This is a genomic window from Caulobacter sp. P1_D6, assembly GCF_056406095.1.
In genome coordinates, this window is record NZ_JBFUAW010000010.1 from 52,731 (window position 1) to 65,260 (window position 12,530).

Genomic DNA, 12,530 nt, shown 5'->3' on the forward strand with positions numbered 1-12,530 from the left:
TTGGAAACCGGTGTCATGAACAATGTCACGCTGCGGCGCCGTTGCAAACCTCTGGCGGCCTGCTAGTGCCTGTCCAACGAGACAACGAGAAAAGCGTAGGGAACGGCTGGATGTTCAAGAAGCTGCTGATCGCCAACCGGGGCGAAATCGCGGTCCGCGTGATCAAGACCTGCCGCCGCCTGGGCATCAAGACCGTCGTGGTCTATTCCGACGCCGACGCCGACAGCCTGGCCGTCGAGATGGCCGACGAGACCGTGCACATCGGTCCCGCGCCCGCCAACCAGTCGTACCTGGTGGCCGACAAGATCATCGCCGCCTGCAAGCAGACCGGGGCCGAGGCCGTGCACCCGGGCTTCGGCTTCCTGTCCGAGAACGCGAGCTTCGCCCAGCGTTGCGCCGACGAGGGCGTGGTGTTCATCGGTCCCAACCCCGGCGCCATCTCGGCCATGGGCGACAAGATCGAGAGCAAGAAGTTCGCCCAGGCCGCCGGCGTCTCCTGCGTGCCCGGCCACATCGGCGAGATCGACGACACCGCCCACGCCGTGACCATCTCCGAGCAGATCGGCTATCCGGTGATGATCAAGGCCTCTGCTGGGGGCGGCGGCAAGGGCATCCGCGTGGCCTGGAGCCGCCAGGACGTCGAGGAAGGCTTCCCGGCCGTGCGCGCCGAGGCCAAGGCCAGCTTCGGCGACGACCGGATCTTCATCGAGAAGTTCATCGAAAGCCCGCGCCACATCGAGATCCAGGTGCTGGGCGACAAGCACGGCAACGTCGTCCACCTGTTCGAGCGCGAATGCTCGATCCAGCGACGCAACCAGAAGGTCATCGAGGAGGCGCCGAGCCCGCTGCTCGACGAGACGACCCGCGCCGCCATGGGCGCCCAGGCCGTCGCCCTGGCCAAGGCCGTGAACTACGACAGCGCCGGCACCGTCGAGTTCGTGGCCGGCCAGGACAAGAGCTTCTACTTCCTGGAGATGAACACCCGCCTGCAGGTCGAGCACCCGGTCACCGAGCTGATCACGGGGCTGGACCTGGTCGAGCAGATGATCCGCAGCGCCTGGGGCGAGAAACTGGCCTTCGGGCAGAAGGACCTGAAGATCAACGGCTGGGCCATCGAGAGCCGGATCTACGCCGAGGACCCGTACCGCAAGTTCCTGCCGTCGATCGGGCGTCTGGTCCGTTACGACCCTCCGGAGGAGGGACAGCATGAAGGCTATGTTGTCCGCAACGACGCCGGCGTCCGCGAGGGCGACGAGATCTCGATGTACTACGACCCGATGATCTCCAAGCTGTGCACCTGGGCGCCGACCCGCCTGGCGGCGATCGACGGCATGGGCCGGGCGCTGGAGGACTTCCACATCGAGGGCCTGGGCCAGAACATCCCGTTCCTGGCCGCGGTGATGGACCAGGAGCGGTTCCGCTCGGGCCAGATCTCGACCAACTACATCAAGGACGAGTTCGCCGACGGCTTCAAAGGCGTCGAACCGACCCCCGAACAGGTTGACGTGCTGACCGCCGTGGGCGCGGCCATGCAGCGGGTCTACGCGGCCCGGGCGCGGACGACGGACGCGGGCTTGAGCAATCCAATCCGCACCGAATGGGTCGTCGCCGTCGGCCACGCCAAGCGGCGGGTCAAGCTGTCGGGCGGCGCGTCGCTGGGCGAGGCGCCGCTGGTTGTCGAACTGCCCGACGAGGGACGGACCATCAGCCTGGAGACCATCGACTGGCGTCCGGGCAAGCCGGTGTTCCTGGGCAAGCTGGACGGCAAGCCGTTCACCGTCCAGGTGACGCCCGCGGCCGAGGGCTTTACGATCCGCCACCGCGCCGCCAAGGCCAAGGTGCTGGTCCTGACCCCACGCTCGGCCGAACTGCACGACAAGCTGCCCGAGAAACAGGCCGCCGACACCTCCAAGCTGGTGCTGTCGCCGATGCCCGGCCTGGTGGTCAGCATGGACGTCGTCACCGGCCAGCAGGTCCGCGAGGGCGAGGTGGTCTGCGTGCTCGAAGCCATGAAGATGCAGAACATCATCCGCGCCGAGCGCGACGGGGTGGTCAAGGCGGTCAACGCCAAGGGCGGCGACCCGGTGGCGGCCGACGAGGTGCTGGTGGAGTTCGCCTAGGCGTGGTTTTGTCCCGTCAAGGTAGAGCTTGGGGGATTCGATGACGCTGACGCACAAGATTTTCGGTTTCTCGGGGCGTCTGCGCCGCCGGGACTATTGGCTGATCAACATCGGCACGGCCCTGGCCGTCGCCATGATCACGCTGGTGTCGTTCGCGATCTTCGGCGACGCCGAGCAACCATTCGGCCCCACGGCGATCCTCCAGTATGTGCTGTACATCCCGCAGTTCTGGATCGGTCTGGCCATCGCCCTCAAGCGCTGCCATGACCGCAACAAGGGCGGCGGCTGGGTGGCGTTCTTCTGGCTGGTCCCGATCGTCGGCTGGATCTGGGGCGCCGTCGAAATGGGCTTCCTGGACGGCACTCAAGGTCCCAATAAGTACGGCAAATCGCCCAAGGGTATCGGCGGCGACACCGACCGCGAATTCGAACGCGTCTTCGCCTGAGCGGGGGCCTGATCGGGCTGAAGGGGGACCTGATGACCATTCTGCAGAAGTTCTTCAGCTTCAAAGGCCGCCTGCGCCGCCGCGACTACTGGCTTTGCAGCCTGGCGCTTGGGGTGGCGGGCATGGCGATCGTGCTGCCGCTGATCTTCGGCCTTGTCCTGGGCTTGAAGTTCGAGGCCAACGATCCGCGTTTCTCGCTCCTGACCCTGCTCCTAATCTGGCCGTCGGCCGCCGTCCTGGTGAAGCGGATCCACGACCGCGACAAGACCGGCTGGATGGCGGCGAACTACTGGGGGCCCTGGCTGGTCTCGCTGGGCCTGTCCTTCATCCCCGAATTCGGGCTGGGCGGGTTCAAGGTGCTCCTGGACATCGCCACCACCGTCGTCGGCGTCTGGTACCTGATCGAGTTCGGTTTCATGGACGGCACCCAGGGCAAGAACGCCTATGGTCCGTCGCCCAAGGGCGTGGAGCCGACCGAGAAGGTGGCCGAGGTCTTCTCCTAGCTCTTCCGCTCGACCGCGGCGCGGCCTAGGTTCGGCTCATTGGAGTCGCTGGGGCCTGGCTGAATGAACGATCGCGCGGAATGGTGGGACCTGTTCCTGTCGGCCTCGGGCCGGCTGGCGCGCGGCCCGTTCCTGATCGCCTCGGCCGCGCTGTTCACGTTCGCCGTCGTCTACGAGGCGGTGGCGGGCGTGGTCATCCACCTGCTGACCGGCTGGCTGGTCTATCCGCCGCTGCTGTTCTTCGCGACCTGCCTGCTGTCCAAGCGATTGCACGACCGCGGCCGGTCAGGCTGGTGGGCGGCGCTGATCCTGCTGTCGCTGGTCGCGGTCTGGCCCACGCCCATGCACGTCCTCGACTTCCTGTTCGGCGCGATCGTGCTCTGGGCGATCATCGAGTTGGGCGTCATGCCGGGAGAGCAGGGCGCCAACCGCTACGGCCCCAACCCGCTGAAGCCGGTTTCGGCGGTCTAGACGGGCGCCTCGACGGTCTCGACCGGCCCGAACACCCGCTGGAAGGCCGTTCGCAGCGCCTCGTCGGCCTCGTCCATGGTCACCGGCAGGCCCAGGTCGACCAGGCTGGTGACGCCGTGCTCGGTCTGGCCGCAGGGCACGATGCCCGAGAAATGCTCCAGGTCCGGCTCGACGTTCAGGCTGATCCCGTGAAAGCTGACCCACTTGCGCAGCTTGACGCCGATCGCGGCGATCTTGTCCTCGCGCGACCAGCCGGGGCCCTTGCGCTCGACCCAGACGCCGACCCGGCCCTCGCGCATCTCGCCGGTCACGTTGAAGGCGGCCAGGGCCTCGATGATCCAGGCCTCCAGCGCCGCGACGAAGGCCCGCACGTCGCGGCCGCGCTTGGTGAGGTCCAGCATCACATAGACCACCCGTTGTCCGGGACCGTGATAGGTGAACTGGCCGCCGCGGCCGCTCTCGAACACCGGGAACCGGTCGGGGGCGATCAGGTCGGAAGGCTTGGACGAGACGCCGGCGGTGTAGAGCGGCGGATGCTCCAGCAGCCAGATCAGCTCGCCCGCCGTGCCGTCGGCGATGGCGGCCGCTCGGGCCTCCATGGCGGCAACGGCTGCCGGGTAGGGCACGTACCCGGTCGAAACCGCCCACCCCGCCGGCGCGCCGTCAGGCGCCCCCAGAAGCGGAAGGTCTTTGTTTTCAAAGTTTAACGGGCGATCAAGCATACGGCCTTAGTCTTGCATTGGGTGACGCGCGATCGAGATCGGTCGCGAGTGAAATCCAGGGACTTACTTCGTGAGCCAGGTCAACGCCGTCAATGTCGAGATCTCCGTTCTTCTGGGACGCTCGATCCTGCCGATGCAGCAGCTGCTGCGCATGGGCCGGGGCGCGGTGATCCCGCTGGACGCCAAGACCAACGATGAGGTCTGGATCCTGGCCAACAACCACCCCATCGCCCGGGGCGAGATCCAGATCAGCGACGACCGCATCGCCATCCAGGTGACCCGCGCCGCCGACGTCTACGACTACATGGCCGGCGGGTCGTAACAGCGCATTGTTTGCAATCCGCAAACTCCGCTCTTTCCAAATCAAACTCAGTTTGCTACCTGCCGCGCCTCACCACGAGCGGTCGTGGCGGAATTGGTAGACGCGCAGCGTTGAGGTCGCTGTGGGGCAACCCGTGGAAGTTCGAGTCTTCTCGACCGCACCAGGTGAGACAACGGCTTAGAGCGCGCTTGGCGAAATCGGTTTCCGACTCGCCAGGGGCGCTCTAACCATTTCCGGGGAAGGGCTTGACCCTTCGCAGCTTCAGGTCACGCGCAGGACGCACGTCTCAGAATTCAGGAGGTCCCAATGTCCCGGGAAACAGCCGACCTGACAGACGATCCGCGCCGTAATCTGATCATTCCGGAACCCGAGATCGTCGAGGATCTGGAAGACCTCGCCCTCGGCGACGACTACGCCCTCAATCCCGAATACGTCGAGATGGTCATCGACGCGGCCGACCGCGGCGACACCGCGCGGCTGCGCGAGCTGGTCCACGCGCTGGAGCCCGCCGACGTCGCCGACCTGATGGGCTTCCTGTCGGCCGGCTATCGCGAAGAGGTGATCCCGGTCCTGGATCCGGAATGGCTGGGCGAGATCATCGCCGAGCTGGACGACAACCTGCGCGAGGAAGTGCTGGAGGCGACGCCCTCGCACACCCTGGCCAAGGCGCTGGAAGAGCTGGACTCCGACGACGCCGCCGACGTCATCGACGACCTGGACGAGGGCAAGCGCGCCCAAGTGCTGGCCGCCATGGACGAGGGCGACCGCGCGGCGATCGAGACGACCCTGGCCTACGAGGACGAGACGGCCGGCCGCCTGATGCAGCGCGAGTTCCTGGCCGCGCCGCAGTTCTGGACCGTCGGCCAGACCATCGACCACGTCCGCGAGTCCGGCGACAACCTGCCGGAGCTGTTCTTCGACGTCTATGTGGTCGACCCGTCGTTCACGCCGGTCGGCGCCCTGCCGATCAGCCAGCTGCTGACCAGCAAGCTGGAGACGCCCCTGGCCGAGATCATGGAGCCGGTGACCGAGATCACCGTCGACATGGACCAGGAAGAGGTCGCCTACATCTTCGACAAGTACCACCTGATCAGCGCCCCGGTCGTCGAGCCCGGCGGGCGGCTGGTGGGCCAGATCACCGTCGACGACATCGTCGGCGTCATCCGCGAGGAAGCCGAGGAAGACATCCTGGCCCTGGCCGGGGTGAGCGACGCCGGCCGCGACGCCAATGTCGTGGACATCGTGCGCGCCCGTTTGCCGTGGCTGCTGCTGAACCTCGTCACCGCCACCATCGCCGTCAGCGGCGTGGCCGTGTTCCAGGGCGAGATCGCCCAGCTGGTGGCCCTGGCCATCCTGATGCCGATCGTCTCGTCCCTGGGCGGCAACGCCGGCACCCAGACCCTGGCCGTGGCCGTGCGCGCCCTGGCCAGCAAGGAGCTGACCACGGCCAACGCCCGCCGGATCATCCTGCGCGAGCTGGGGGTCGGCCTGGTCAACGGCTTCACCCTGGCCCTGGTCATGGGCGGGGCGACCTATCTGTTCTTCGGCCCGGCCGACCACCACGGCAAGCTGGCGATCATCGTCGGCCTGGCTCTGATCACCAACATCTTCACCGCGGCGGTCGGCGGCATACTGGCGCCGCTGGCCCTGGCCAAAATGGGGCGCGATCCGGCGGTCTCCTCGTCGATCTTCGTGACCTTCCTGACTGACTTCACGGGCTTCTTCGCCGTGCTGCTGATCGCGGCCCTGCTGTTGCACTGAGGGTGTAACCTAGGCCCGCACATCCTGACGCGGCGGTGCGAATCCGCTACGCGCGGCGTTACATCCGACAAAAGCGGGGCAGAAGCCCTGCAAGCGGCGCGAACGGCGCCCATCTTGCGCGGAGCACCCCGAACGCATCCGCGTCTGTCTCAAACTGGGTCATTCTAGGCGATGAAACCGCGCTATCAGGTCTCCCGCGCCGCCGTCGAGCTCATCAAGAGGTTCGAAGGGTACCGGATGAAAGCCGCTCAGCTGCCCGATGGGCGCTGGACGCTGGGCTACGGCCATACCCTGACAGCGCGGGCCGGGGCTTCTGTCTCGGAACAGGACGCTGAAGCTTTGTTGCTCTACGATCTGATCACCGTGGCCCACGCGGTGAACGAGAACGTCTACGCGCCGCTGAACCAGAACCAGTTCGACGCCCTGGTCTGCTTCACCTTCAACATCGGCGCGGAGAACTTCGTCCGCTCGGCCGTTCTACGCCGCCTGAACGAGGGCACGCCGCTGCTGGCCGCCTGCGAGATGGAGATGTGGCGCAAGGCCGACTTCGAGGGCGAACGCATCGTCGTCGACGCCCTGGTGCGCCGTCGTTCGGCCGAGAAGGCCCTGTTCCTGACGCCGGCCGACGGCCACTGGGTGGCCGCGCCCAGCTCGGTGCTGCGGCCCAAGATCGACTATGACGCCGGCAAGCTGGTGCCCAGCCAGGCGCCCGCCGCCATCACCACCTCGCTGGACGGCGACAAGGCCGTCGCCCTGCGCGAGGACGGTTCGCCCATGGCCGCGCTGACCGGCAGCGGGCCCAGCGCCAGCGAGCAGGCCGCCGCCGCCGTCGGCGCGCGCCTGGAAGCGATCCTGCCCGACGAGACCGCGGCGGCCGCGCCGATCCGCGGCCTGGCCGCGCCGACCCAGGACCTGGTCCTGCCGGAGCCGCCGGTCCTGGCCGCCGCGGCCGCGCCGTCGCCCTTCATCTATCCGACGCCCGAACCGACGCCCGAGCCCGTGGCCGCCGTCGAACCGGTCGTCTCGCCGTTCCAACTGACGCCGGACGAGCCGGTCGCCGAACCGACCTACGCGCCGTCGCCCCCGATCCCGGAGGCCGTCGCCGAGCCGACCAACGCCGTCGAGCCGGGTCTGTTCGAGACCGCGCGCGCGTCGACCAGCGGCTCGCTGTTCAATCTGGGCGGCTTCTCGACCAGCAGTCCCGTCGAGCTGGAACCGCAGGACGTCGCCTTCGCCCACGTCCAGCCCCACGCCTTCGGCGGGATCAGCCTGCTGGTCAGCCTGGGCCTGCTGGGCCTGGCCCTGTTCGGCGGCGGTATCCTGTGGAACCTCAGCGTCGGCGCCAACGAAGGCCTGTCGCCGATCCGGATGTTCGGCTGGGGCGCCAGCGTGATCGGCATGATCTGCTTCGCCACCTCGGCCTATCTGCTGATGCGTCGGCTGGGCGATCCGGAGCTGCAAGACGAAGACTAGACCCTCGATCCACATGATCGAAGCATGAACGCCCGCGGGTCTGCTTGATCCGCGGGCGTTTGTGCTATGCAAGGCGCCATGACGAACCAAACCGCACCTTCGATGGACTTCGCGCTGGGCGAGACGGCCGACGCGATCCGTGACACCACCGCCCGCTTCGCGGCCGACCGCATCGCGCCGATCGCCGCCAGGATCGACGAGACCAACGAATTTCCCCGCGACCTGTGGATTCCGATGGGCGACCTTGGCCTGCACGGCATCACGGTCGAGGAAGAGTTCGGCGGTCTGGGCCTGGGCTATCTCGAGCACGTGATCGCCATGGAGGAGGTCTCCAGAGCCTCGGCCTCAGTGGGCCTCAGCTACGGCGCCCACTCCAATCTCTGCGTCAACCAAATCCGCCGCTGGGCCAATCCCGAGCAGAAGCAGCGCTACCTGCCCAAGCTGATCAGCGGCGAGCACGTCGGCTCGCTGGCCATGAGCGAGGCCGGCTCGGGCTCGGACGTCGTGTCGATGAAGCTGAAGGCCGAGCAGGTCGGCGACCGCTATGTGCTGAACGGCACCAAGTTCTGGATCACCAACGCCCCGCACGCCGACACCCTGGTGGTCTACGCCAAGACGGACGAGCGCCGGATCACCGCCTTCCTGATCGAGAAGGGCATGAAGGGGTTCAGCGTCAGCAAGAAGCTGGACAAGATGGGCATGCGTGGCAGCGACACCGCCGAGCTGGTGTTCGAGGACTGCGAAGTGCCCGAGGAGAACGTCATGGGCCCGGTGGGCGGCGGCGTCGGGGTGCTGATGAGCGGCCTGGACTACGAGCGCGCCGTGCTGTCGGCGGGGCCCCTGGGCATCATGCAAGCCTGCCTGGACGTGGTGCTGCCCTATGTCCGCGAGCGCAAGCAGTTCGGCCAGGCGATCGGCTCGTTCCAGCTGATGCAGGGCAAGGTGGCCGACATGTACGTGGCGCTGAACTCGGCCCGCGCCTACGTCTACGCCGTGGCCCGCGCCTGCGACGCCGGCAAGACCACGCGGTTCGACGCGGCGGGCGCCATCCTGATGGCCTCGGAAAACGCCGTGAAGGTGTCGCTGGAGGCCGTCCAAGCCCTGGGCGGCGCCGGCTACACCAAGGAATGGCCGGTCGAGCGCCTGGTGCGCGACGCCAAGCTCTATGACATCGGCGCGGGCACCAACGAGATCCGGCGGTTCCTGATCGGGCGGGAGCTGGTGGGGGCGTAATCCTCCCCCTGTGGGGGAGGCGATCGCGTAGCGATCGGTGGGGGGAGTTTTAGGGTCATCGATCCGGGCTGTGGCCACCTCCCGATCACTCCCCCTCCGTCGGCTTCGCCGACACCTCCCCCACAGGGGGAGGAATAATGAAAAGGGCCGCCCCGATTGCTCGGGACGGCCCTCCATCGTCGTAGCCGCGTCGCGGCGTGACTTTAAACCTTAGGCGTTCAACGCCTTCAGTTGGAAACCTCGTTCTTCAGGCTCCAGGTCACTCGCGACCTCGGTTGGAGACAATGAGACACTGGTCACCTCCTTTCAGTTGTTGAACAACACAACACGAATATGGGCGCCGTTCGGCCGTTCTGCAAAGGGGCAATGTCGCGACCGGACGTCGCGGCGCGCGAATGCTTCATCAGCAGGCGGAAGAGGGGGCGAGGCACTCCCGGGTCGCGCAAAGGGGGGACATGCGCGACCCGGGGCCGCATCGTCGGGATCAGGCTAGAGGGCCCGCGCGATCACGACGATGAGGGTCCAAAGACCGAGATTGAGGCCCAGCATGCCCAGGCGATGCACGTTCACGACCGAGGGCTTGGCGGTGACGGCGATAGCGGTGGCGGCGGCGGAGCGGTTCACTTCGGTTTCCATCTGGCGGCGCACTGGATCAGCGCCTTAACCAAAGATAGGCATGGCGGCCGTCCACTCCCATGCGACAAAAGCGACGGATCGGTGCAAATGAGCGGACCGATTGTCGCAGTTTCTTGCACGGAGGGCCGGATGCCGGTTTGGGATCCCGACGTCTATCAGCGCTACAAGGCCTATCGCGACCGGCCGGCCCTGGACCTGATGCTGCAGATCCCGCGCGACCTGGAGCCGCGCGAGATTTGGGACCTGGGCTGTGGGACCGGCGAGCACGCGGCCCTGCTGGCGGCGCGCCATCCCAATGCGCGCGTGCACGGCCTGGACTCCAGTCCCGAGATGCTGGCGCGGGGCAGGGCGACGCGCGCCGACATCGACTGGGTGCTGGGCGACATCGCGACCTTCGCTCCCGAAATCCCGCCCGACCTGATCTTCACCAACGCCGCCCTGCAGTGGGTGGACGGCCACGAGACCCTGTTTCCGCGCCTGATGGGCCTGCTGGCGCCGGGCGGCGTCCTGGCCTGCCAGATCCCGGTGGTGGCTGACGACGGCTGGCGGCGCAGCCTGCGCGAGACGGCGCTGGACGGCCCCTGGGCGTCGCGGCTGGCGGATGTCGAGCGGGTGCGTTCGGGCGTCGATCCTCGCCCCTATCACGACTGGCTGTCGCCCCTGAGCGAGGACCTCGACGTCTGGGTGACGACCTATGTCCACGCCCTGGGCGGCGACGATCCGATCGTCGACTGGACCTCGGGCACCAGCCTGCGGCCCTATCTGGAAGCGTTCAGTGATCCGGCCGAGCGGTCGGCCTTCCTGGCGGCCTGGCGCGAGCGGCTGGCGGTCGACTACCCGCGCCGCGAGGACGGGGTGACGCTGTTTCCGTTCACCCGGCTGTTCGTGATCGCTCGGCGATGGTGAGGACCTTCTTGCGCATCGAGGCCGACACAAACCCGTCTCCCCGGCGAAGGCCGGGGCCCAGGTGAAACCCACGAGTCTCTCTGGATGAATCTGGGTCCCGGCCTTCGCCGGGAAAACGGATGAAAGGGCAGATGTTCGAATAAGGCGGCTAGGATCGGCCTTTGACGGCGGCCAGTGCGAGGTCGGCCAGGCTGGGCCGGCGGCGCAGCTCGGTGACCGGCTTGCCCAGGCCGTCCAGGGCCAGGGCCGCGGCGGCGCGGCCGGCGGCGACGGCGGGCGCGAAGGCCTTCCAGTCTCGGATGTCGATCTCGTTGAGCTTGGGGGTGATCAGCACGTCCGTGGCCTCGCGGCTGGCCGCAAGATCGCGGCCGGTCGAGACCGTGGCGGCCCGCATCAGCAGGGCGACGATCGGCGGGCCCTTGCGCCATTCGCCCGACCAGAACCAGGTCCACAGCGAGGCGGGGCGGTCGACGTCCTCGGCGGTGATGCTGCGGCCGCGCGTGACGTCCACCCCGACGATCGGACCCAGCTGGAAGGCGCGCATGACGTCGGCCGGGAAATTCTTCATCACCGCCCCGTCGACCAGCACCGAATTGCCGTCGGTCACCGGCGGCAGCACGCCGGGCAGCGAGATCGAGGCCCGCAGGGCGTCGCGCAGCACCCCTTGGCGGTGCAGGTGATAGGCCCCGGAGGTCAGGTTCGACGACACGCAGAAGAACGGCAGCCACAGGTCGGCGATCTCGATGTCGTCGAAATGCTCGTTCAGCCGCGCCTTGACCTTCACCCCCTGGGTCATGGCCACCAGGGGGAAGGCGATGTCGTCCAGCGGGCTGGTCTCGACGAAGGCCTTGCGGATGCGGGTCTCCATCTCGCCGTCGTCCCAGCCCATGGCCAGGCCGGCGGCCACGACCGCGCCCATCGAGGCGCCGCCGACGAAGTCGATCGGCACGCCGCGCTCGCGCAGGGCCTGGATCGCGCCGACATGGGCGTAGGCCCGCGCCCCGCCGCCCGACAGCACCAGGCCCACCGACTGGCCGGTCAACACCCGCGCCAGGCGCTGCACGTCGGCCATGCCGTTCTCGCGCAGATGGAACAGTCGCGCGGCCTGGGTGGCGTCGAGCCATTCGCCCGAGCCCTTGGGGTGGCTGACGCTGGCCGGCTGCAGCAGGATCAGGTCGACCAGGCGCTGCTCCTGAAGGGGACCCGAGGCGTAGGAGGGGATGACCGCCGGCGGCTTGTGGTCGCCCTGGCCGACGCGGAACAGCCGGTCCACCTGGCGGCCGACCACGTGCTTCCAGGCGGTCTCGTCGGCCTCGGCCACATAGAGCACGAAGTCGTGCCGGCGCTCGACGCTGCTGAACCATTCGGTCGGGGCCAGCAGGGATTCCGCGCCCTCGACGGTGACCGAATAGCCCAGGGTCGAAATGGCGTGGGCGACGCGTTCGATGATCGGCCGGATCGGCTTGCCAGGCTCGACCGCGATGAAGCCGTAGACCGACGGATCGCCGATCGAGGCGTGGGCCCCGGCGTTGCGGGCCCGGCGGATCATCAGCCGCGACAGCTCGATCATCACGTCCGGATCGCGCTCGACGGCCTCGAAGAAGGCGGCGCGGGGCAGGGCCAGGATTTCCGAATCGCGCAGGGCCACCAAGTTGGCCGAGTGGGGCGAGCCGGCGATCATCGCCATCTCGCCGGCCGGTTCGCCGGGACGGATCACCCCCAGGAACTGCGGCTCCTGGCCTTCTTCCCGCCGAAACGCGCCCAGCCGTCCGGTGCGCAGGAAGTAGAGGTAGTCCGCCGCCTCGCCGGGCGCATAGAGTGTCGCGCCGCCCGGCAACGAGAACCAGGCGGCGTCGCCTTCGCGGTGTTCTTGCGCGAAGAGCCGGGCGAGGGCCGTGTCGGCCATGAAGTCGGGCAGGGTGACCACGGGTGGGACGC

Annotated in this window: 12 protein-coding genes and 1 tRNA gene; 10 read left to right on the forward strand and 3 right to left on the reverse strand. The window is 67.9% G+C overall.

What is annotated here, in order from left to right; all coding sequences use genetic code 11:
* Nucleotides 1–110: 110 nt before the first annotated feature.
* The 4 genes from AC1DYP_RS07235 (at nt 111) to AC1DYP_RS07250 (ending at nt 3,539) form a co-directional block, all read left to right on the forward strand.
* Entirely contained in the window at nt 111–2,120 is a 2,010-nt protein-coding gene (locus AC1DYP_RS07235; protein WP_477045771.1) for an acetyl-CoA carboxylase biotin carboxylase subunit, read from the forward strand.
* A 40-nt stretch (nt 2,121–2,160) separates the two neighbouring features.
* A complete protein-coding gene (locus AC1DYP_RS07240) occupies nt 2,161–2,565 on the forward strand; it encodes a DUF805 domain-containing protein (protein ID WP_477045772.1) in 405 nt (134 codons plus the stop codon).
* Between the two features lie 32 nt (nt 2,566–2,597).
* Nucleotides 2,598–3,068: a DUF805 domain-containing protein gene (locus AC1DYP_RS07245; protein ID WP_477045773.1), complete on the forward strand. Its 471-nt coding sequence runs from the start codon at nt 2,598–2,600 to the stop codon at nt 3,066–3,068.
* Nucleotides 3,069–3,131: 63 nt separating this feature from the next.
* A complete protein-coding gene (locus AC1DYP_RS07250) occupies nt 3,132–3,539 on the forward strand; it encodes a DUF805 domain-containing protein (protein WP_477033480.1) in 408 nt (135 codons plus the stop codon).
* Here AC1DYP_RS07250 and lipB read toward each other — a convergent pair.
* Nucleotides 3,536–4,261 (reverse strand): lipoyl(octanoyl) transferase LipB, encoded by a 726-nt coding sequence (gene lipB, locus AC1DYP_RS07255; RefSeq protein WP_477045774.1) that lies wholly within the window; start codon nt 4,259–4,261, stop codon nt 3,536–3,538. The genes AC1DYP_RS07250 and lipB overlap by 4 nt on opposite strands.
* Before the next feature lie 70 nt (nt 4,262–4,331).
* On the opposite strand from lipB, the gene AC1DYP_RS07260 reads away from it, so the two are divergent.
* The 5 genes from AC1DYP_RS07260 to AC1DYP_RS07280 all read left to right on the forward strand — a co-directional run bounded on the left by AC1DYP_RS07260 (nt 4,332) and on the right by AC1DYP_RS07280 (nt 9,050).
* Nucleotides 4,332–4,583, forward strand: coding sequence for a FliM/FliN family flagellar motor switch protein (locus AC1DYP_RS07260; protein ID WP_012287186.1), 252 nt, complete (start codon nt 4,332–4,334; stop codon nt 4,581–4,583).
* A gap of 78 nt (nt 4,584–4,661) precedes the next feature.
* Nucleotides 4,662–4,746 (forward strand) — tRNA-Leu (locus AC1DYP_RS07265).
* 143 nt (nt 4,747–4,889) lie between these two features.
* Nucleotides 4,890–6,344: a magnesium transporter gene (gene mgtE, locus AC1DYP_RS07270; protein ID WP_477033482.1), complete on the forward strand. Its 1,455-nt coding sequence runs from the start codon at nt 4,890–4,892 to the stop codon at nt 6,342–6,344.
* A 171-nt stretch (nt 6,345–6,515) separates the two neighbouring features.
* The gene (gene spmX, locus AC1DYP_RS07275; RefSeq protein ID WP_477045775.1) at nt 6,516–7,817 is read left to right on the forward strand and encodes a lysozyme-family localization factor SpmX; all 1,302 of its coding nucleotides are present in this window, start codon (nt 6,516–6,518) and stop codon (nt 7,815–7,817) included.
* Nucleotides 7,818–7,895: 78 nt separating this feature from the next.
* Nucleotides 7,896–9,050, forward strand: coding sequence for an isovaleryl-CoA dehydrogenase (locus AC1DYP_RS07280; RefSeq protein ID WP_477045776.1), 1,155 nt, complete (start codon nt 7,896–7,898; stop codon nt 9,048–9,050).
* A 489-nt stretch (nt 9,051–9,539) separates the two neighbouring features.
* Here AC1DYP_RS07280 and AC1DYP_RS07285 read toward each other — a convergent pair whose 3' ends face one another.
* Entirely contained in the window at nt 9,540–9,674 is a 135-nt protein-coding gene (locus AC1DYP_RS07285; protein WP_477033485.1) for a hypothetical protein, read from the reverse strand.
* Nucleotides 9,675–9,815: 141 nt separating this feature from the next.
* On the opposite strand from AC1DYP_RS07285, the gene AC1DYP_RS07290 reads away from it, so the two are divergent.
* A complete protein-coding gene (locus tag AC1DYP_RS07290) occupies nt 9,816–10,592 on the forward strand; it encodes a methyltransferase domain-containing protein (protein WP_477045777.1) in 777 nt (258 codons plus the stop codon).
* A 148-nt stretch (nt 10,593–10,740) separates the two neighbouring features.
* Here the strand turns inward: AC1DYP_RS07290 and AC1DYP_RS07295 are convergent, their stop codons facing one another.
* Nucleotides 10,741–12,498, reverse strand: a complete 1,758-nt coding sequence (locus AC1DYP_RS07295) for a patatin-like phospholipase family protein (RefSeq protein ID WP_477045823.1) — start codon at nt 12,496–12,498, stop codon at nt 10,741–10,743.
* Between the last annotated feature and the right edge of the window lie 32 nt (nt 12,499–12,530).

Excerpts from the sequence above, each read along its gene's own strand:
- AC1DYP_RS07245 (WP_477045773.1), top strand. The coding sequence starts at position 2,598 with ATGACCATTCTGCAGAAGTTCTTCAGCTTCAAAGGCCGCCTGCGCCGC.
- spmX (WP_477045775.1), top strand. The coding sequence starts at position 6,516 with ATGAAACCGCGCTATCAGGTCTCCCGCGCCGCCGTCGAGCTCATCAAG.
- mgtE (WP_477033482.1), top strand. The coding sequence starts at position 4,890 with ATGTCCCGGGAAACAGCCGACCTGACAGACGATCCGCGCCGTAATCTG.
- AC1DYP_RS07290 (WP_477045777.1), top strand. The coding sequence starts at position 9,816 with ATGCCGGTTTGGGATCCCGACGTCTATCAGCGCTACAAGGCCTATCGC.
- AC1DYP_RS07235 (WP_477045771.1), top strand. The coding sequence starts at position 111 with ATGTTCAAGAAGCTGCTGATCGCCAACCGGGGCGAAATCGCGGTCCGC.
- lipB (WP_477045774.1), bottom strand. The coding sequence starts at position 4,261 with ATGCTTGATCGCCCGTTAAACTTTGAAAACAAAGACCTTCCGCTTCTG.
- AC1DYP_RS07280 (WP_477045776.1), top strand. The coding sequence starts at position 7,896 with ATGACGAACCAAACCGCACCTTCGATGGACTTCGCGCTGGGCGAGACG.
- AC1DYP_RS07295 (WP_477045823.1), bottom strand. The coding sequence starts at position 12,498 with ATGGCCGACACGGCCCTCGCCCGGCTCTTCGCGCAAGAACACCGCGAA.
- AC1DYP_RS07250 (WP_477033480.1), top strand. The coding sequence starts at position 3,132 with ATGAACGATCGCGCGGAATGGTGGGACCTGTTCCTGTCGGCCTCGGGC.
- AC1DYP_RS07240 (WP_477045772.1), top strand. The coding sequence starts at position 2,161 with ATGACGCTGACGCACAAGATTTTCGGTTTCTCGGGGCGTCTGCGCCGC.